At 42.8% G+C, this 20,150-nt stretch carries 21 protein-coding genes; 7 read left to right on the top strand and 14 right to left on the bottom strand.

The window, feature by feature from the left end:
- Window positions 1-120 precede the first annotated feature (120 nt).
- Window positions 121-2,463 (bottom strand): ATP-binding protein, encoded by a 2,343-nt coding sequence (locus tag FKN08_RS18060; protein WP_170892651.1) that lies wholly within the window; start codon window positions 2,461-2,463, stop codon window positions 121-123.
- A gap of 284 nt (window positions 2,464-2,747) precedes the next feature.
- Between FKN08_RS18060 and FKN08_RS18055 the strand changes: the two genes are divergently transcribed.
- A complete protein-coding gene (locus tag FKN08_RS18055; protein ID WP_170892650.1) occupies window positions 2,748-3,608 on the top strand; it encodes a WYL domain-containing protein in 861 nt (286 codons plus the stop codon).
- Between the two features lie 131 nt (window positions 3,609-3,739).
- Here FKN08_RS18055 and FKN08_RS18050 read toward each other — a convergent pair whose 3' ends face one another.
- Window positions 3,740-4,927, bottom strand: coding sequence for a phospholipase D family protein (locus FKN08_RS18050; RefSeq protein WP_170892649.1), 1,188 nt, complete (start codon window positions 4,925-4,927; stop codon window positions 3,740-3,742).
- A 601-nt stretch (window positions 4,928-5,528) separates the two neighbouring features.
- On the bottom strand, window positions 5,529-5,930 hold the full coding sequence (locus FKN08_RS18045; protein WP_170892648.1) for a VOC family protein: 402 nt from the start codon (window positions 5,928-5,930) through the stop codon (window positions 5,529-5,531).
- 241 nt (window positions 5,931-6,171) lie between these two features.
- Between FKN08_RS18045 and FKN08_RS18040 the strand changes: the two genes are divergently transcribed.
- Together FKN08_RS18040 and FKN08_RS18035 are read left to right on the top strand one after the other, a co-directional pair.
- The gene (locus tag FKN08_RS18040) at window positions 6,172-6,633 is read left to right on the top strand and encodes a carboxymuconolactone decarboxylase family protein (RefSeq protein ID WP_046876053.1); all 462 of its coding nucleotides are present in this window, start codon (window positions 6,172-6,174) and stop codon (window positions 6,631-6,633) included.
- Between the two features lie 105 nt (window positions 6,634-6,738).
- Entirely contained in the window at window positions 6,739-7,479 is a 741-nt protein-coding gene (locus tag FKN08_RS18035) for a helix-turn-helix domain-containing protein (protein WP_170892647.1), read from the top strand.
- A 119-nt stretch (window positions 7,480-7,598) separates the two neighbouring features.
- Here FKN08_RS18035 and FKN08_RS18030 read toward each other — a convergent pair whose 3' ends face one another.
- Both FKN08_RS18030 and FKN08_RS18025 read right to left on the bottom strand, forming a co-directional pair.
- Entirely contained in the window at window positions 7,599-8,093 is a 495-nt protein-coding gene (locus FKN08_RS18030) for a YcxB family protein (RefSeq protein ID WP_047008313.1), read from the bottom strand.
- A 240-nt stretch (window positions 8,094-8,333) separates the two neighbouring features.
- Window positions 8,334-8,594 (bottom strand): DUF5062 family protein, encoded by a 261-nt coding sequence (locus tag FKN08_RS18025; protein WP_005376453.1) that lies wholly within the window; start codon window positions 8,592-8,594, stop codon window positions 8,334-8,336.
- 195 nt (window positions 8,595-8,789) lie between these two features.
- Between FKN08_RS18025 and FKN08_RS18020 the strand changes: the two genes are divergently transcribed.
- The 3 genes from FKN08_RS18020 to FKN08_RS18010 all read left to right on the top strand — a co-directional run bounded on the left by FKN08_RS18020 (window position 8,790) and on the right by FKN08_RS18010 (window position 12,237).
- Entirely contained in the window at window positions 8,790-9,404 is a 615-nt protein-coding gene (locus tag FKN08_RS18020) for a 3'-5' exonuclease (protein ID WP_170892646.1), read from the top strand.
- Window positions 9,405-9,579: 175 nt separating this feature from the next.
- Complete coding sequence (locus FKN08_RS18015) at window positions 9,580-11,340, top strand: ABC transporter ATP-binding protein/permease (protein WP_170892645.1); 1,761 nt, start codon at window positions 9,580-9,582, stop codon at window positions 11,338-11,340.
- Between the two features lie 504 nt (window positions 11,341-11,844).
- Window positions 11,845-12,237 (top strand): hypothetical protein, encoded by a 393-nt coding sequence (locus tag FKN08_RS18010; RefSeq protein ID WP_047008310.1) that lies wholly within the window; start codon window positions 11,845-11,847, stop codon window positions 12,235-12,237.
- A gap of 41 nt (window positions 12,238-12,278) precedes the next feature.
- Here the strand turns inward: FKN08_RS18010 and FKN08_RS18005 are convergent, their stop codons facing one another.
- The 4 genes from FKN08_RS18005 to FKN08_RS17990 form a co-directional block, all read right to left on the bottom strand.
- Window positions 12,279-13,283, bottom strand: coding sequence for a metal-dependent hydrolase (locus FKN08_RS18005; protein WP_134645629.1), 1,005 nt, complete (start codon window positions 13,281-13,283; stop codon window positions 12,279-12,281).
- Window positions 13,284-13,616: 333 nt separating this feature from the next.
- Window positions 13,617-14,075 (bottom strand): hypothetical protein, encoded by a 459-nt coding sequence (locus FKN08_RS18000; protein ID WP_005395188.1) that lies wholly within the window; start codon window positions 14,073-14,075, stop codon window positions 13,617-13,619.
- A gap of 94 nt (window positions 14,076-14,169) precedes the next feature.
- Window positions 14,170-15,198, bottom strand: coding sequence for a phospholipase A (locus tag FKN08_RS17995; protein ID WP_006742284.1), 1,029 nt, complete (start codon window positions 15,196-15,198; stop codon window positions 14,170-14,172).
- A 232-nt stretch (window positions 15,199-15,430) separates the two neighbouring features.
- Window positions 15,431-15,934 carry a DUF2938 domain-containing protein gene (locus tag FKN08_RS17990; RefSeq protein ID WP_047008307.1) on the bottom strand — a complete coding sequence of 168 codons (504 nt, stop codon included), beginning with the start codon at window positions 15,932-15,934 and terminating at the stop codon, window positions 15,431-15,433.
- A gap of 84 nt (window positions 15,935-16,018) precedes the next feature.
- On the opposite strand from FKN08_RS17990, the gene FKN08_RS17985 reads away from it, so the two are divergent.
- Complete coding sequence (locus FKN08_RS17985; RefSeq protein ID WP_170892644.1) at window positions 16,019-16,426, top strand: helix-turn-helix domain-containing protein; 408 nt, start codon at window positions 16,019-16,021, stop codon at window positions 16,424-16,426.
- Window positions 16,427-16,490: 64 nt separating this feature from the next.
- Here the strand turns inward: FKN08_RS17985 and def are convergent, their stop codons facing one another.
- The 5 genes from def to FKN08_RS17960 all read right to left on the bottom strand — a co-directional run bounded on the left by def (window position 16,491) and on the right by FKN08_RS17960 (window position 20,149).
- Window positions 16,491-16,997, bottom strand: coding sequence for a peptide deformylase (gene def, locus FKN08_RS17980; protein WP_042520757.1), 507 nt, complete (start codon window positions 16,995-16,997; stop codon window positions 16,491-16,493).
- 220 nt (window positions 16,998-17,217) lie between these two features.
- Window positions 17,218-17,676 carry an ABZJ_00895 family protein gene (locus FKN08_RS17975; protein ID WP_170892643.1) on the bottom strand — a complete coding sequence of 153 codons (459 nt, stop codon included), beginning with the start codon at window positions 17,674-17,676 and terminating at the stop codon, window positions 17,218-17,220.
- Window positions 17,677-17,707: 31 nt separating this feature from the next.
- On the bottom strand, window positions 17,708-18,037 hold the full coding sequence (locus FKN08_RS17970) for a YceK/YidQ family lipoprotein (protein WP_170892642.1): 330 nt from the start codon (window positions 18,035-18,037) through the stop codon (window positions 17,708-17,710).
- Between the two features lie 314 nt (window positions 18,038-18,351).
- Window positions 18,352-18,603, bottom strand: a complete 252-nt coding sequence (locus FKN08_RS17965) for a DUF2999 family protein (RefSeq protein WP_005395194.1) — start codon at window positions 18,601-18,603, stop codon at window positions 18,352-18,354.
- A gap of 100 nt (window positions 18,604-18,703) precedes the next feature.
- Window positions 18,704-20,149 carry an N-acylglucosamine 2-epimerase gene (locus FKN08_RS17960; RefSeq protein ID WP_170892641.1) on the bottom strand — a complete coding sequence of 482 codons (1,446 nt, stop codon included), beginning with the start codon at window positions 20,147-20,149 and terminating at the stop codon, window positions 18,704-18,706.
- Window position 20,150: the final 1 nt, after the last annotated feature.

Genomic DNA, 20,150 nt, shown 5'->3' with positions numbered 1-20,150 from the left:
GCTGCTTCTAACTTAAATTCTGCGCTAAATAGTCGTCTTGTACGTTTTGTCATAGTGTCACCTGTTAACTTATGAGGTGATGATATCACCTCTAACTAAGTGACCAAATTCACTATGCCACTACACTACTCCTTTACTCATCAAGGCTTGGTTGAACGCTAACTTGTAGTCACTAACTCTGTCTGAAGTTATCTTTTCTTTATTTTTGATCAGCTCATCAATAGCACTTTTTTTCGCGTCCTCTTCTGACAAGCGATAATCGAAGTTAGCTTTCACCTGAACACGCTCTTGTTGATGGCGCTGTTCTTCGTTTTCAAGTTTTTCTTTCAGCTCAGACTTGATGGTAAAAAGTTCAGACTCTAGTACGCTTTTCTGTTTCTTAACTTCAGATGTACGACTTTCAGCATCACTTTCAAACTGGACTGTTTTTTGTTCTTTTAGGAGATTGAGCTTGCTCAGTTCTTCCTCAAAGACTTTTGTTCTTTGACTTTGAATTTTTATTTCTTTGTGAAGCTTATCTGTTTCTTGCTCATCACTTTTGGCCCTGCTCTTCGCTTTACCTTGCCGAACTTCTACTTCTGACTCCTTGATTTTTAGAGTCTTTAATCGCTCTGAAAGCTTCTCTTCACTCAGACAAAAATCAGGAAGTGCGATTGAATCAAGATCCAAATAAAGACCAAAAATCGACTCCGTAGCTTCTGGGTCGAAAAATGGTTTCAAGTTTTTCGCATTTAACAAACTAGGAGTGATTACTTTGCCTATATTGCCGCGCCAATCAGGCACTTTTTGATCTAGGTACTCGTTGAGCGATCCTTTTGCTGGCAATAATGCGCGACTAACAGAAACTATTTCATCTGAAATTTCTTTTAATTCGCTAGTACATGTGTGGTAAGTAGAAAGACTGTTCTCATGATTTTTCTCTGCCTGACGTAGTTGCTCATTCAAATGAATTACTGCATTGTGGGAAGCGTTAAGTTGTTCACGCTTACTCTCAAGATCACTTTCCAGACTACGTAATTCGCCTTTTTGTTCTGGTGTGAACTCTAAAGACTGCCCTTCTAGAATTGCAAGTCGGAATTGTTCTTGTCTTATCTTGTCAGACTGTTCATCGAACTCATTTTGCAACTTTTTCTTTTGAAGGTTGAGGTCACTCTGCATCGCCTCTAAACGGTCGTTTTTTTGCTCGAATATCTCTTCCTTAGTGTTAAGTATGTTATTGATCTCTTTTTGCTTACTGGAGCGGAAATTAGCACATTCGAGTTCCAATTTTTGTACCTGACTGTTAAACGTGCTTTCTTCGGTTTCTACATCTTCCAGTAAGTTGTCGTAATGTTTCCTTGCAGATTCTGCTTCCTTCAGCAAGTCACTCAAGCTATTGTAAAGCGTGATTTTTTCTAAAATATCATCCTCGTTCTCGTACTTGTCACGCTTATTGTAAATAGCATCAACTACTTTGGATTTCCTTTCAAACTCAGTCCGATGAATGCTTAACTCAGTATCAAGCTTTTGAAGTCTATCTTTCCTCTCACTGACTAGGGAGCCGTGCAACTCCTTCTGCGAACGAATTTTGTCAGACAACTGAGTGTCATTTAGTGCCAGTTGACGCAGATAAGAAGCGATTTGAGCTCGATAAGAGTTTAGTTGCTTAATGTACTCATCAAGGCTGTCTTTACTTGCAACTGCTTCATCGAACTTGCTCTTTTTAGTGTCTAGTTGAACAAACACATCTAGGCTATTTGCTAGGTTGATATACTCTTTCTTATATGGAACATCGTCCATCGATGTATTGTTTAAGAAACAGTCCACAATCATCGTCTTAAAACGACTCAACATTTTCTTATGGCGCATCATTGTCGCCGTCAAAATGTCGATATGATTCATGTTATGGCTCGCAGAACACAACGAGTACTCATGGGCGATTGCTACTAAGTTTTTACCCGCACTACGTCTTTGGGCCAAACGCTTTTTATTGTTTAGAATTACTGAACGGTAATCGACACTAGTTTCAATTTGCGAACTTACTGACATTAACTGAGACACAAGGTTTTTAAGCCATGTTCGAGTTTCACTTCCTTGCTTAATTAGCTCGTCGTACAAATGCTGAGAAAACAATTGTTCAGCGGTTCCTGTCAAAAACCTATAAGCGACACTGGAGCCATTTCGATACATTACAGAACACTTTCTCTCACCAAGCTTTTCATATTCGAACACGATGACAGATTTTGGGGTGGGCAAGTAGTAATCAACAAAGGAAACTTTATCCGCTTGTCTATCCACCAGCTTACTCGGATCCGCTCCATAGAACGCTGGAAGTAAGCTTAACAAAGTGGATTTACCAGCTCCGTTATCACCCGTATTGTTGCTATGCCCGATAGCCTTGACCTTAAATAGTTTCCCAGGGATAAATGAGTGGAAAAGTACGATCCCTAGTAGTTTAGAGCTTTTTGTTTCAGATTTATTCATTTCTTTCATCACAGTGCGGCAGAGATATTCTCAACCCCTCGGTTAGTGAATGATCTACAACAAACTTACTGACTCGGCTGCCACTAAGTAAGTCCATTATTTGTGCTTCCAACTTCCACCAGAGTTAAGAGGCTGCGTTTAATATAGAAATGCCTCAACACCCAAAAGAGCCAAGTGTGTCGCGTCTACTAGCGGTCAAAGAATCAACTAGTGTCATATTACACTGGAATCAAATGATTCGTTAGAGTAAATTAGTACAGTTCATTTTGATAAGGGTAATCATTGTGCGTTGTGTCGAATCTCCGCAAACCAAACGACTAAGGCTGATTGATTTCTATCTCTGCTTCTTTGGGAAAGTGAATCGCTCCGACCTTATTCAGCACGGTGATATTGCCGTTGCAACAGCAAGCCGCTCTTTTAATGCTTACAAAGAACGTTTTCCCAACAACACGGTTTTCAACGAAAGCCTGCGAGCATACATGAGGTCAGCATCGTTTAGCCCAGCTTTTGAGCATGACCCAGAAGCAGCTCTGAGGTTAATAGCATGGGGTCAGGAGCTTAACTCCATTCCAGTAACAACTTATGGTGTAAGCAGCTTTGCGACAGTGTTGGATTCACTATCTATTGATATCGTCTCTCAAGTCACAAGGTCGATTCTGAATAAACACTGTATTTCTGTCCTGTATAGTTCCTCAACTAGCACCGAGACTAGAACCCTGACGCCTCATTCTCTATTCAAAGGACTTGGGGCTTGGCACATCCGTGCTTGGGACAGCAAAAGACGTAAATTCCTGTGCTTTAGAGTCAGTCGAATTCTTAAGGCTCAGCAAACTGACAGCTCATACGACAAGACTATAAAGGACGATACTCTTTGGAACCGTGACGTTGTCCTAAGTGTTGCACCGCACTCTAAGCATGAAAATAGAAATGACCTAGCGATTGATCTAGGTATGGAGGGTCAATACGTGCGAAACATTACAACCAATGAAGCGTTAGCTGGTTACGTGCTCAATGACCTCCACGTAGACTGTACGCCTAATGTTTCGTTGCCGCCGCATGCCTTCAACTTACAGTTGATGAATAGACACGAGCTGGAGCATGTTGACTCTATTCGAGCTCTAGTACCTGGATTTATAGCCACATAGACTAGTTAGTTTGTGCAATAAAGAGTTTCTTGAAGCAGTTCTCAACGTAGTTATAGCTATTGGGGTTCACCCAATCCCATTATGGATACCGTTGAGAACTCACTTTGATTGAGAGCACTTACCTATTTACATTACTCTTCTTCATAAAAGATACAATCGAGCAATGCAACTCTACCTCTCCAAACTCGCTTTTCTAACTTTTTTATAGGTTTCTGGCTATCAAACCACACTGATTCGTGGATTCGGCTTATCAATTCATCCCAGTAGCGTTCATAGGTCATACCAGACACTTTAATACCAAAGTCAGCACACATTGCACGGTTGTTTTTGGAGTCAATGCAAACAAAGAAATCTGGACGTTTCATAGCAAGTAAACGGCTGGCAATACTGATGCCATCTCTACCATTCGGGAATGCTTTCTTAAATGTTTCAACATACTGATTGTATTGATATCTGCTAATTTCCCCACGAAGCGGGATATGCTCAAGAGCCTCTGAAATGTACTCATTGTTATTATTGATATTGCTGTGATAAACCCCTGCACCTTTCATGCTACCAAACCATCCCCAATGCTTATGAACATCATTGGGCAGCCCCGCGATTGTTTTACGAGCAGCCAGAGGCATAGATTTATAGTCATCGTATGTATTGAAATAACTTCTGATAGTTTCTAGAAGCTCCAATCGCGTCAAGATTGCGTGATTGACATCTTTCTGTACCTTTTTTAAGTAAGCAGGCCATTCCATTTTCATTACAACACTATTAAGTAACGGTTTAGATGCTTTCGTTTTTCCATAGCGATCCGCCAACTTATCTAGACGAGGCTTCTGTTTCTTATGATAAATTTTATATGTATTCACGTACTCTTCGTCAACAGACACCCCTGCTTCAAAGTACTTACTAAGTTGTGCTAAGAGTTCATCAAATGAAATATTGCCTTCGTCATCTTTGCAACTAACATGAACGTTGATCTCGTTGTTCGAGGTGAACGCTCCGTTAGTCATATTAGAGCTACCGATAATTGCTTCCCACTTGTGGCCAGTTCTGAACAGGTATACCTTGGGATGGAACACGCCACTGGCTTGAGTAACGAAGTGTACTTGCTTGCTACCTATAAACTCTTTCAAAACACGGGGATCAGTCTGGTAAAAATGTGTCCCAATTGTTGACGTACATATCTTAGCTTTGTTAGCTAAAAAGGTGTTGAATACTTTTGTCTCGGCCGATGCCCATGCTACCGCAATTGATACTTGTTCATGCTTACTAATCAAACTAATCAACGTCTTTTCAAGAGTTTTGTTATCACTAATAACCTTCATTTATTTCCCTACAATCAGCCATTTACAAAGTGATTATATCGTCAGCCAAGTCGAAACCATAACACTAACAGCATCATTGATACCAAATCTAGGAAATGACAAAGGTTGCATAGATTGAGAGCGTAATTGCAAAAACAGTGGAGCTAACGGCGGTTCGCAAAGTACGGTTCGGGTTTTACGAACTGAACAATCACTCTAAACGAGAGAATTCTATTGAAGCGAGAGTTTTCAACTTAGTTAACCAAACCTGATGGCTTCATTTGCCATTAAGCGGTGGAGTTTGCAACTTGGTTATTTTTGAGGAGTATTCCAGATCGTTGATTTAGATGGCAGGCAAGTTTCCATCTTAGTTATCTGTGATCAGGTAGCATCTAAATAGACAAAGGCGAACCGTTTGGTTCGCCTTTTTGTTTTTGGTGTGCCGCCCTAACACTTGTTGATACATCGAGAAGGAATGATGGCTAGTTATTGTTTGCGCAAAAGTGATTTAGAGATATTGTGACTTCTGAGAACCTTTGAATTAGAAAAATATCTCAGAACCTTAAAGGCTTGTTGGGAAACTCCTCATGAACGCTTTGTTATGCACATGCTATGTAGTTTCTCAGTTCAGTTGCAGTAAGTCCCATTTATTACCATAGAGATCTTGGAACACCACCACTGTTCCGTATTCTTCCACACGAGGCTCTTCATTAAATACAACACCATTTTTCTTCATCAACTCGTAGTCACGCCAAAAATCATTAGTTTTCAGGAACAGGAAAACACGACCACCTGTTTGATTTCCAACTGCTTGCGTTTGCTCCGGTGTACTCGCTTGAGCCAAAAGAAGGTTTGTACCATTGGAGTTTGGAGGGGAAATTTGAACCCAGCGCTTACCACCACCTAGGTTGGTATCCTCAACCAGGGTGAATTGAAGTTTTCGAGTATAAAACTCGATAGCATCGTCGTAATTTTCAACGACTAGAGCAATGTTTCCGATTTGCTGCTGAACAGTTTTGGACATGATGATTTCCGCTGTGTCAAAACGCTAATTGTACTCTATTTTGAGACTTTTCTAGAAAGCACGTAACGCCTTGCAAAAGTGTAAGGCACACAATACGAATGTTTACGCATAGCATCAAATAGACATCCTTTTTCGCTTTCTTCGTTCACTCCTTTATCTAACTTTATTGAGTGCATGTCGAAAATCTTCAATCTTTTGCTAAGAGCGTTTTTTATTATGTGAAAAACAGAGGAGAATGACCATGAAAAAACGACTCAACTATATTGAAGTAGCGCCAAAGGCAATAGAAATCCTATACGCTCAGGAAGCTTACTTCCATGAACAATTTAGCCAATCAGAAACCATGAACATGATCATATGGGAACTGGTAAAGTTACGCATATCGCAAATCAACCAATGTGCATTTTGTATCGACATGCATAGTAAAGATGCGCTTAAGTTAGGTGAAAAGCCAGAGCGCATATGGGGGCTTAGTGCGTGGAAAGATATGCCATTCTACAGCGATGCAGAACACGTTGCGCTAGGCTGGGCTGAATTACTAACTGCTGGCCTACCAGTAGATGATGATACCTATCAGCTGACCTTGAATACCTTCGGAGAAGAAGCTATGGTCAACCTAACAATTGCGATCAACGCGATCAATAGTTGGAACCGAATAGTTAAGGCATTTAAGCCAAAGGTTGGAGACTATAAACCTAGATAATTCTATCTGACAGTTTTTACTTATAAGTCACTGCTTATTCCTCAACTTAATATGATGAAAAGTACATGTGTATCACTTTCTCATTTTAAGTTGAGGTTAAATAGGATGATTTATTTGAACTTAGAATTTGATATTTTAAAACCTCAAAGGGCTTTAGCTGGCTATGTTCAAGCCATTTGGTCAGCATCCGTCAAACCTGATACGACGCAAACCGTACGTAAACAATTACTCAGTGATGCTGGTACAGGTGTGGTATTCATTTTACAAAATGAAGTACAAATGGATGGTGAACGGCAGGCGCCGGGGGTTGTCCTACTACCTGTGAGCATTCTTGCACATCAGGTCTGCCTACCGCCAGGCGCGGTGATGACTGGCGTACGCTTTCATCCTGCTGTTGGTTATCAACTATTTGGTAAACGCCTAGATCAGCTATTGCGGATTCAAGATGACCACCCTTTGGCTTCTTCTGCGCTAGCAACATTTGAGTCTCTGAAAACAGCGCGTTCGCCATATGCAAGGATTTCTGCGTTATATCGCTGGGTTCAAACACTGATTGAGGAATATGAACCACAGTACGTCCGCCACATCATTGACCAGCCTACAGGGACGCTCAGTCAGCGCCAGAGAGAGCGCAATTTTCAGAAATGGTTGGGGATTACTCCTAAACATTACCAACGTATTAAACGAGTGAAGCACACTTTAGAACTACTCCGAGCGCAACCCGATCTTACTTTATCGGAGTTGGCGCTGGAGCAAGGTTTTTCCGATCAAGCACACATGACTAGAGAGTGTAAGCAGATTGCGCGCATGACACCGAAGCAGTTTGTCCGAAAGAGAAATCTCTAAACCCTATTAGTTTTGTACATCAAACCCAGTTGATTCAGAATCAACCAAGCACTTGTTATGAAGTTCGATCATATATCACCTACTTTTCAGATCGCTCATTCCAGCTTGATGTGAATTTGTTAGCTCGCTTTTGATGCCGCGTGCTGTTCTACCATAAACGCGATCACTTCTTCGTTTAAGCAGGATTTGCTGATGTATTGGCGCTGTTTACCAAGATGAAGGATAAAGCCCAAATCAGTTTGTTCCAGTTGGTCGATTTCATTCCATGCGAGGCTGCGGTCAACTTTACCGCTTTTGTAGCGCACGCCATCTGCATTTACTTCAAACACTACTTTGCTGCCACGGCTTGAGCTGATGGTTTGACGCCACAGCCACCAAGTTCTTTTGAAGTAAACGCTACATGCTTCAATCACACTCAATACGATAAAGAACCAACCGACATAACCGTTTGGTAGCAGTTCAAACTCTAATAAAACCACACCAAAGATAAGAAACAGTATCCCTTTTAGGTACGCTTGTGGGAACTTAGTTGGCTGGCTAGTTTGATCATAACACTCAGCAAAGAAAGGTTTGTCGAGTATGTATTCTGTAGTGAATTCGAAATCTTTAGACATGTATGGTTACTTCAAGGCTTCTGTAAATGAGTAATCTTGGTTGCACTCTCGCAACGCCTGCATTGTAGCGCTTCTCGGGATTTATCTTTAGTCCTTTTGATTCTGTTTTGTAAATCAATGATACCGCCACGCAAAAAGACCTCGGTGCACTCGCCAAGATCAAACAAGGCGAACCATTTGGCTCGCCTTGTTAATTAATGGCCTGTGTTAAGTAATGACCTATGTGACTTCTTGAGTTTTCTACTTTAGAGGGTCGTTGTCTGGCAATGCACTGTGTATCCATACTGCCAGTCGGTGTTTGATGCTTGCGCCGTCTAGCTTACTTTCCGGTAGTGGCGTTATCTGTTTTGCATCGACCAAGAATAGGTAAATCGCTTTTACTCTCAGAGGTTGTGGTGACTGTGGAAGGTCAAAACCTTGTAGTTTCGCCATCTTCCCACCAATCTCTAGTGCCTTCTTGACCAGTTTGTCTTCATTGTGAAGCTTGGAGCTTTTTGACATTGATAAATCCTCTTCTTCGCTTCGGCTAAGAATACATGAAGTATCGCCAATAACGTATTATAAAACTCTCATATTGATTACGTAGCGTCGATTTTTTGGAATCTACATCGACAAAGATATACCATTGCGTTCGCCTTTCTTTTTCTGTCGCTTTCGATAATACTCTTGCGCAATATTACTCAGCTGGAAAATTTTATGCCTCAAGCAAACTCTGTGGTCGTACTCGACTTTGAAACCACAGGTCTCTCTCCTACTTTAGGTGATCGCGCAATAGAAATTGGTGCAGTAAAGTTAGTCGATGGCGAGGTTGTCGATAGTTTTCAGCAACTCATGAATCCCGGCTTCAGAGTGAGTTCTTTCATTGAGAACTACACCGGCATTACTAACAATATGTTGCGATCGGCACCAAGCTGCGAAGAGGTAATGGCGTCATTTAGTGAGTTCATTGCAGGCGAAAACCTTATCGCTCACAACGCGTCCTTCGATAAACGATTTTTAGATGCAGAGCTTGAACGAATCAACTGTAGTTATTCGGGTGAGTTTGCTTGCTCCTTACTGGTAGCAAGACGGCTCATTCAAGATGCCCCATCACACAAGCTAGGTGAACTTGTTCGCTATAAAAATATCGACAACGACGGTGTTTTCCACCGTGCACTAGCCGATGCGCAAATGACAGCCAAGCTTTGGCTCTTAATGGTCGAAGGGATAGAAAACTCAGGTATCGTTAAGCCAAGTTTTCAGTTGATGCAAACGGTTAGTAAAACAGCAAAAGGAAAAGTCGACCAGCTACTCGCCAAAAGCCGTGCTTAACACCCTCCCAACTAAAATCTGATTCTAGTCTCTTAGAAGTTTAAGCAAGTTTCGATATACACATACGATATTGAGCATCCCTGTGAACTTCCTACTCCGAAAACGGTAGTTCACTGGTCTCCCCTACAAAACTGGCTTACTATGCCAGGTACCTAAAACGCTTTGTGAGTCACTCATGAGCCGAAAAAATAACAAAAATCTCAGCATTCTTCTTAAACTCAACACCTTTATTGCACCTTATAAATGGCGGGTTGCGGCGGCTTTGGTTGCCCTTGTCGCGACGGCAAGTTTGACGTTATCCGTTGGCTATGGAGTACGTATTCTTATCGACCAAGGCTTTGCTCAGCAATCATTGCAAGAGCTTACCAATGCGATTCAGTTTATTGTCGGTGTCACATTGTGTATTGCCATTGGGACCTTCTTTCGCTTTTACCTTGTCTCTTCCGTAGGTGAGCGCGTCAGTGCGGATATTCGCCTTTCAGTGTTTAACCATGTGATTACGCTGCATCCGAGCTATTTTGAGACCAACAGTAGCGGCGATATTATGTCGCGCCTGACTACCGATACCACGTTGCTGCAAAGCATTATTGGTTCATCGTTCTCGATGGCGATGCGTAGCGCTTTGATGTGCTTTGGGGCCATCATAATGTTGTTTGCCACCAACGTTAAGCTCACGCTGATTGTGCTTGCTTCTGTGCCTTTGGTTTTGGTTCCGATTTTGTTTTATGGACGACGCGTGCGTGCGCTCTCTCGCCAAAGTCAAGACTCAATGGCCGATGTCGGCAGCTACGCAGGTGAAGCGATAGAACATATTAAAACCGTGCAAAGTTTTAGCTCAGAGCCGTACGAACGAGCGGCTTTCGCTGTCGAGGTGGAAAAAGCGTATGAAGTGGGCAGACAGAGAGTAAAACAACGCGCAATCCTGATATCAGGCGTTATTGTGATTGTGTTCAGCGCAATTGCAGGCATGCTTTGGGTTGGCGGCAGCGATGTAATTCACGGAAAGATGTCTGCGGGAGACCTAGCAGCGTTTGTGTTTTACGCCATTATGGTTGCCTCATCGACTGCAACCATTTCCGAAGTCATGGGTGAACTGCAAAGAGCCGCAGGTGCTACCGAGCGACTGATTGAGATTCTTCAAGTAGACAGCGATATTAAAGCGCCAAGCAACTATTTGCCTGTCCGTCCGGACATACCTGCTGAGGTTAACTTTAATTCGGTGAGTTTCAACTACCCTTCTCGCCCAAATCAACCAGCTATCAAAGAATTAAATCTAACTGCAGAACAAGGCAAAGTATTGGCGTTGGTTGGCCCTTCTGGTGCAGGTAAAACAACACTATTCGAATTGCTGCAACGCTTTTATGACCCACAACAGGGGCAAGTGTTGTTTGGTGGCGAAGATATTCGACAGTTCGACCCAAACGAGCTTCGACGTCAAATGGCGCTCGTACCACAACAGCCAGCGCTGTTTAGCCATGATGTGTTCCATAATATTCGCTACGGCAATCCTGAAGCAACGGATGAACAAGTTATCGAAGCCGCGAAAAAAGCCCATGCCCATGAGTTTATTGAGAAGCTTCCCGAAGGCTATCACAGCTTTTTAGGCGAGCGCGGCGTTAGGCTGTCGGGCGGACAAAAGCAGCGTATTGCGATAGCTCGCGCGATTCTAAAAGATCCAAAAATCTTACTGCTAGACGAAGCTACTAGCGCCCTTGATAGTGAAAGTGAACATCACATCCAGCAAGCACTTGAAGCTCTAATGAAAGGACGCACAACGCTGATCATTGCTCATCGTCTTTCGACCATCCAACATGCGGATAAAATTGCGGTGCTCGACAATGGTGAGTTAGTCGATGTTGGTAACCACCAATCATTAATGCAAAGCTGTGAGTTGTATCAGCGACTCGTGGCGTTACAATTTAAGCACTTAGAGTAACGCCTAGTTAAGCCCTCAAGAATAAGCAAAAACGGACCAAGTGATTTAATGCCAATAGCTTAACGATGTTTTTGTGTCATTCCAGCGAGCCTTGGCGAGACTAGGAATCTAATAGCAACGTGCTGAGGAGTGGTTAAAGAGACAATTTTGACCATAAAGAGCTAGGATAGAAGATCCTATATCGCGCACCTTCGCCGCTGTACAAGATAACGAAATACAAAAAGATGCCACTCGTAGTTAAACGAGCGGCATTAAACCAAGTGGTTCTCGTTTTAATACAGGAACTCAGGTAAGAATCCAGTAACCAGCGTACTCTCCCTTCAACTAGAAACACTCATCCCCAAGTACCATATAAAATCCAATCAACTTCATTTGTAACAAGTTAGGTTTCAAAAATAGGAAATTACCACTGTAAAAATTCACCGCGTTTTGTCTTGCTGCCTATGGTTACAATGTTCGTGAAATCAATGCCTTTAAACCAAGTTACAAGTAAGTGGCACCGAGATGAACAGTGAAGCGAAACAACTTTTTTATCATTTATGTCAGCAATACGATGCGCTTTCTCAAGAACTAGAGTCTCGCGCGTTTCCTGAGTTTTCCGAGACCATCACTCATCCGCTTGGACACTGCTTTGTCCGTTGCCCTGTTGGCAGTCAGCGCTTTTCCATTGTTGCAGTCAACTTTGCGCCCTCCGTTCGCGGGCAAGGTGTGCTTACTGCATTTATCGACTACATTAAAAGCCATCCATATCATTACCAAGGCGTTGAGGTCGCTATCATTGAAAACAAAAGCTTAGCAAAACGACTGTTGTCTCTTGGCTGGAAGTACAAGTCTCTGTTTGGCAAAGTTTTCTTCGCCAGCAAGCCTACCCTAGTGAAGGACTTTCAGTCAGCGTAATGGTTATTACGACACCGCATCGGTACCCAAAGTAAAAACCATCACTCAAAATCCGTAAGCATATTGAGAAAAGTTTGGCGGTCTTCCGTTGTACTACCTCGATGAGCAGTGTATTCGACGTGTTCATCCGCGCTGGCTTTTGGGGATAGATTGATGCCCCACAGCGCGTTAATTTGGTTTGGAACGATGGAGTAACGCACGTCAACAATTCGCATTTCGTTATTCGGGTCTTGCGCTACAAAACCATTTGAAAACCAACGGAAACGTTCGATGTCTTTCGCTTGCTGCGATTGCGGATCGAGCCATGGAAATTGAGTCTTCACATTGAGCTTTGGTGTGGATTCGCCTGGGTAGATTTTTATTGAACGCCCCACTCTTACCGCATCCACATAGTAGTTATCTTCCGTTTCATAAATCACTTTCCAGACCAAAAGATTCCCGAAGGTTGGTTTTGCTTTTAGCTGCAAAGCGCTGTGCTGTCTCTCTTGGACGATTTTCCACCCGGCCGCTTCTGCTCTATCTCGTTGAATAACCCCAAGAGTCAGATAAGCCAGAGACCATAGAAATGCGACACGCGCGTAGCTTCGATTTCGCTTCAGTGCGGCAAAGAAAAGCAGGATCAAAATCGGAAGTGAGAAAGCGGGATCGATAACAGAGATCGTATTCCAGGCATAGCGTGTGTTGCTTATCGGCCAAAAAAGCTGAGTCCCATAGCTGGTGCAAGCATCTAACAGCGCATGGGTGCTATAACCAAGGGCACAATAAAACCAACTCTGCCGGAAGCTTAGTCCTCGCTTTTTTGCTAACAACGGATACAACACTAAAGCACAGAGAAAGCTGCCAAAAGGGATAAACAACAATGAATGGGTAAAGTGTCGGTGATATTCCAAAAACAGCAATGGGTCAGTTGATGAACGGATAAGTACATCCAAATCCGGTGCCATCCCTGAAACCACGCCTAACACGCCAGCAGCCACAATGTGCCGCTTGTTACTTGCAGACTGTGGCAAAGCAGCGCCAAGTAAACCTTGCGTTAACGGGTCCATTATTTACGCCCGCAACGAAAATGTAGCCAAGATAGAAGGCATATACGCTTCAAAATAGGCTCAAATTTAAAAACCAGAACGTTCTCCGACATAAATTATCCGTATTTAAGTGGATTGGAAGACACACCTTAATGACGCATTAAAGTGTTCGAAAACAAACACTTTGATTTTAGTGTAAGAAGGAATCGCCCTATTCGCTAGTGAGAAGCGAACCTAAAGCGAGGCTTGTGGTGTACGTCAAAAGTACAAAACTGCGGATTTTACAGATGCAAAAATAAAACAAGGCGAACCGGATGGCTCGCCTTGTTTACTGAAGGATTAACGACAAAAACCTTAGTCTTGAGGGTTTTCTTTCGCGTTGATTTCAGCGTAAGTGTGCAGAAGTTCCGTCAATGTTTTTACCCAATCAAAAACATCCGAAGGTGTATTTTCGAGTAGCTTTTCCACTAGTGCACAGTGTGTTTCTAACGTGATCGCCTCTTCCAAATGGAATGAAATCGCATAGAAATGCCAAAGAACCAGTCGCGTCATTCGCTCGCTATTTTGCTTCGCATTGTCTGAGTCATCAAACGCTTGTTGAATTTCACTCAGTGCGATTGCTGTCATGCGTAACATGGCATCAAGACGTGCAGACAACATACGGTCTTCGCTATCCACTTCTTCTTGATCGAAAGTAAATAGCTCATTCATCACGTCTTCAGGCACCATTTTACTGATCATGCGAGCACTAAACTCTTCCAGTTCATGACGAGGCATGGTTACAAGACAATCGAAGGTGTAATCACGAAGCATAAAATCACTCTAGGTTGGAAATCAATTTCAGCCACGCATTCTAAATACTGAAATCTCAATTGCCAGCGTTTATTTCTAATGGGCTACCGAAAAACTACAGAACACCGTTGATCGCGATACCAACACCAATGCGCTGCTGATTATGATCATAGTCAATCAAGCTCTTACCATACCCCGTCGAGTACTGTGCGTATCCCTGAAGTTTGCCCCAGATCGGAAATGACACCCCTAATTCGGCAAAGCCTTTATGCGTTTGGAAGTTCTGGCGGCCTAAGAAGGTAAACTCATAACCATTCCATTTGTACGCACTCGATAGCTCAAAGTGCCCCATGTAATCTTCGATATCCGGGTTATCATCACCTTTAGGATCATTCGGAGATGTTTTTTCATCCTCAGGTATACGCCACCACGGTTGAAGAGAAACCGCAAAATTGTCTTTCGCAAAGGTTAAGTTGGCGTAAACACGATTCCAACTGCGCGATAACTCTTGTCTCTGCCCATTCGACTCATGCTCAATACCAAAACCTAACCAAGTCGAACCATCAAGTGGCTTCCAGTCTGTCGGAGTATAATAAAAAAGCTCAGGACGATAATTGGTTTCACGAAATGGACGCGATGCTGCTCCTGTATACACCTGCCAAAATGACTTGAGCGTCATACCAAAGAACAAACCATCCCCATCAAACAACAAATCGTCGTAGTTCATTGGCACTTTAAAACTAATTTGGAACTCCGCTTCTTCCTTACGCAGCTCATCCCCGTACTTAGTGTCCGCATAAGCACGCTTATTTACGCGATCACTGTAAGTGAACGGCAAGATGTAGTTAACACGATGCGCTACCAAACTAAATGGTTCAAAGGCGTTTTCTCGTTCTGACTCCAAACGCTTGTCGACCAAGCTTTCCTGAAGCTCCTCAGGTTCTTCAATTTCTGGATCTGCGGGCACTGTACTTGTTACTGCATCAAGCTCACACTGCGCGCGAATGCTCTTTATGGTTTCCTCACCTTTGCTTTGCTTGATTTTGTCTAGCAAACATAAATCATAAGCACTGGCTGTTTCTCCCATCGCAACTGGCGCTGCCAATAAGCTCAGTATTGATATCCCTGCCACTTTTGAAGCCATCTGAAACCCTTAATATTCTTTATATCAAACCAGATAATTTTAATTTTTCTTGGTAAACCGCTTGCCATTCTGGCGTTAAGGTAATGTTAAATGTTCGCCGACTTTACGTCTTGGATAAATACGACAGACCTCAAACATATCGGCCCACTATGAGCAACGCGCCAAAAACGTCCAAGAGTTGAGCATCATAAATAAAAACAAAAAAGACTCGTTTGCATGATGCTCATATTCCCTATGCAAAATACTGGCTCGCCACTTTGATTGCAAACCCGGCTATGAATAAACCCAAGCCGTAAGCCAAATGCGCCAATGTGCTAAGAAAACGGGCTTTCCAAGGTGTTGGGGTTTTACTGGCAGCAAAACCAAATCCTAGACAAGGTTGAATGACAAAAAATGGGAACACCAACGTGACCACACCAGTGGCTAAGCCGGGCACTAGACTAGGCTCTACCAACCAATGATGCCCAAAAGCAGCAATGTGAGCCAAAGCGAAAACAACACCAATGGCATAGTGCAAAAACCAACCGAGTGCTTTTTCTCCCGACATCGCGTCTGTTGCCATAATTGGCGCATGCATAAGCTTTCCTTTGGGCATATATAAAACCCAGCGCGCAACCAATGCATAGTTTAGTGAGGGAATACCAAACACTCTCCTTTGTAGCCAAGCCCATAAATCCATTATCAAAGTCGCACCAATCCCTATTAGCGCCGCTTGTAATCCTATTAAAAACAGCATTTTTCGCTCCTCAAGTTTTTGATTTGTTAAGGTCTTAGTTGCATGCTACAACTTAAAGCCAACTTGAAGTCAATGAGGAATAATATGGATATTGCAGAAGTGGTTAAAAAATCAGGATTGCCGACCTCAACGCTCAGATACTACGAACAGTTGGGGTTAATTCGCTCGATAGGAAGGAATGGATTGAGACGTCAATATACACCAGAGGTACTAAATAAACTCAACATCATTAGTTTGGGACGTATCGCTGGAATATCACTTAACGAAATGGCAGAAATGTTGAATCACTCAGAAGGTTCAAAGCCATACATTGATCGTGACTTACTGGCGAAAAAGGCGCTTGAAATTGATGAGCAAATAACACGTTTGAAAGCGGTGCGAGACAGCCTAAACCATGTTGCCACCTGCCCTCATGAGTCACATATGGACTGTTCTTCATTTCAGAGGCTTATGAAGGTCGTAAAGCGTTATGCCCCCAAAAAACCGAGATAAAGCACTCTACTTATTCTTGATTTAAAAGGAAGTAACTCGCGGTTGTGAGTTACTCCCTTTCATATTACTTAGCTTGCGATTTTACGTACTTCTTCACTTTTTTCATCGCCATTTTTTGCTTTAACGGTGAAAGGTAATCAATGAACAAGTTACCAGATAGGTGATCAATTTCGTGCTGCATCACAATCGCCAAGAACTCATCGCTCTCGATTGTAATCGGGTTGCCATCACGGTCTAGTGCAGAAACAACAACTGATGTGTAACGCTCTACATCGGCATAGTATTCGGGAACAGATAGGCACCCTTCTTGACCAAGCGCTTTGTTTTCTCCGCTCACAACTTCTGGGTTGACTAAGATTAAAGGATCATTGCGTTCGTCAGAGATATCGATGACAACAACCGCCTCTTTTCTGCCCACTTGGGTTGAAGCTAAACCGATGCCATTTCCCGTTGCATAAAGTGTTTCTAGCATATCGTCGATCAACGTTTGTATTGTCGATACGTCAGTGACTTTTTCTGCTTTTACTTTAAGCCTTGGGTCTGGAATGGAGAGAATTTCGAGGACTGCCATACTTACCTTTCGTTATCTGTAAATCGTAATTTCCGGCGAATTATACACACGTTTCGGCAGACATAAACATGTTGAGTTTTCGTGGAAAGACCGTTTCGTCTAAAACATTCGATTTTGCTTGAGACCAAAGAGGCAAAAAGAAAGAGAAAACAATAACGCCAGCACGATATGGCTGGCGTCTTTTTTACGTATCTATCTTTAAGCGTTCGTTATTTGTGAGTTACGCACTCTTTTGCGCTTTTAGCAAAACCTTAATCGCCATTTTTTCACCACTCTTGAAAATAAAGTACCCGAGACAAACGGTTATTAACGTTAATACAACGATAATAATACTGAACCAGCCTAGTTCCGCTATCAATTCAAATATAGAGATGCCCAAAAACATTAAGATGAGAGAAAACACCACTAAGCTCGATAAATTCCAAAGCAGCACTGAATACCATCTCGTTGTCGAAGGCATTATATTCCCTGTTTTATAGCCAAAATAATATCCTACACTCATCGCTGGTATTAACGTCCCAAGAAAGCCGACACCGTTCATTTCTATGCCAGAAATGTACTCAATAATAAATAGCAGTATGGCCAAACAAACTGATGCCAGACACAAAAGCGACGTTACAAAGAGCACCGAGGGAGCGTTGTTTTCTGTTGAGTAATTATTTTTCGATTCCACTTTCATTTCCTTCCATTTATTTCAATAAAATCAGACTTTAGATCATGCTGCCGCTTGGACAACCTAGAGAAACAACGCCGCCATAACTCGTTGTGGGTGTAGCTACCATGACTAAATCAACAGGAAGAAACACAACGTCCGTTGCTAACGACAAAGGAATGTAAATCAATGAAAGTGGATATAACGCGATGGAAGTAATATCAGATCTTAAATAGCAAGGTTGTCGTGCGACTGATAACGCTGTGCCTGAAAACGGCTTTCCGTATCCGCCACCAGCATGCGCATCTATAGACGAACACCCCACCATTAAAGATGCTGACACCACAAGAAATACAACTTGTAGCTTTTTAAATATATTTATTTTCATTTAACCCAGATTCCAACTAACTATTATTTTTTAAAACTAAACCCTCTCTCAAATTGTATATTCAATGAATTTACTCATATGGGCCTAGTGCAACCATGTTAATACGTTCTATGTATTAGAAACAATTCATTTATTTCCAATAGCACCCGTGAGTTCATGCGACGTGACTAGAATCGCACTTAATTTTTTATGCAAGCACCAAGTTAAGCTCAACCTATTCGCTTTCCCGTTGGAGTCGCGTACCTTTCATCTGATGTAAAAAAGCCGCCAGAACCATTTGGCTCTGGCGGATTTTGTTTTTATCGAAAACTCGATTACTGCTGTAGCTTAGCTTTGGCTTCTACTACTTTGGAGAAGTCTAGGCCCAGCTCTTCCACTGCTTCTTTAATCAGTACAGGGTTTTGCATTACCTGCGCCATTAACGCTTGAAGCTGATCTTGTGGCAGACCTAGTTGGCTGATAGTTGCCATTGCAGCCAGAGGGTTTTGAGTTAACGCCTGAAATAGCTCGTTGATTTGCTCGTCGCTAATATTGTTTTCTTTCAACATCGCAAGAATCGGGTTCATCAAATTACCTTTAAATACTATGTAAAACAGACTCGCAGTTTACCATTGGGTTTTGTTAGTTTGCACGCAGACTTTAACCACCACACCACCATCGACCAAGTTATGGTCGAATATTGGTGAACGTTGCGGTAGTGACTACATCACTTTGCGATGAAAGCGCTTTTATGTCCGCGTTAAAGTAATATGGATTAAGTGGTATTTTACTCTCGGCTGGTCGCGCGTAGTAAAGCTTGGCTGGCTGTTTTGCCATTTGTTGCGCGTACAAATATCCGACCAACGCATGTTCAAACTGGTGGTAACCATTTCCCCAATGGAACGCTTTGGTTGATTTAGGATTCAGACCAACACCTCCGTATTGATGATCCACCCACACGTCCATAAAGGTGGGTAACGTGTATTGCAACGTTTCTTTCATCGAACCATCGACAAGAGAAACCGTCATCGCCGCTTGATCGAGTTCTGCCCATTCCCAAGACGAGCTATAGTGTTTGTGCGGTCTTGATTGCCAAGCAGGAATGCTCTCTTGCGTCCATTGACTCTGCCATTCTAGCGAGAAGAGCGCTTTGACTTGCTCAAAGTTTTGCTGGTATTGCGCCTGTTTAAGCGTGTGTTTCATTCCTTTGAAACCAAACTCTGTCCAATTGGAATTCTCCAACAACTGACCAGTGAGATACGTCATCCAATACGCTTTGATGGTGTGTCCAAAATCATTGTGCTTCGCATCTGGCATCATTACCGCTTTGTGGTGTATCGCGCCATAAAAGCGCAGCTCTTTGTCGGAGTGGTAGTTATCCAGCATCACTTGCGTCAGCCACTCCAGATCTTGTTTCCACTTGGCTTGCGCGGCCTCTGGTAAAAGTGGCGCCGTTAACAACAGGTAGCCATTAATTTGGTCAAGTTGAGCGACTAACTCTTGCTGCTTCTCACTTTCTCCATCACCATCTTTCAAAACCCACACCAGACCGCGATCATCGCTTCGTCGGTATTGTTTAAATATAAACGCTTGTTGGTCGATAAGTGCTTCTTCAACCTTTGGATCTTGCGTCAAGTAGTAGTACATCGCCAAGCCCACCAAGGCGTAAGCTTGGTCTTGAGAAGTTCGCTGTTGCCACTCCATCCCCGGTTTTCCACTACGCGTAAAGCTCACGAAGCCACCGTTTTTCTCATCTCGTAGATGATCAATCAGGTAATAAGTCCCTTTCTTTGCCAGCTCTAATGCTTGTTTGTCACTCGTAAGATGAAAAAGCACGCCATAAGCGTAAGTTTGGCGCGATTTCATGCGTGTGTATTCGCGATCGAAGTGCGGGCTAATCCACCCTTTGTTTAATTCTTCACACGGCTTTTGTGGGTCGAGAATGACACCGTTATCACAACGAAATGTCGGAAAATTCCCCGCAGGTTGCCCATGCGCGCTTTCCATCATCCAATATGGGGCTAGGCCATTCGTCACATGGTTTAACCAATCATCCCCCGAAGGCAGCTCCACATCAGCAAAGCTGTTCATGCTCGTCGTTGCGAGCAATAAGGTAAGATATTTAAAAGACATA

It is taken from the genome of Vibrio sp. 1-2 (7-a), assembly GCF_013048515.1.
Taxonomy (GTDB): Bacteria; Pseudomonadota; Gammaproteobacteria; order Enterobacterales; family Vibrionaceae; genus Vibrio; species Vibrio diabolicus.
The sequence above is the reverse complement of the archived record's forward strand: the minus strand, read 5'-3'. Positions and strand labels throughout refer to the sequence as shown.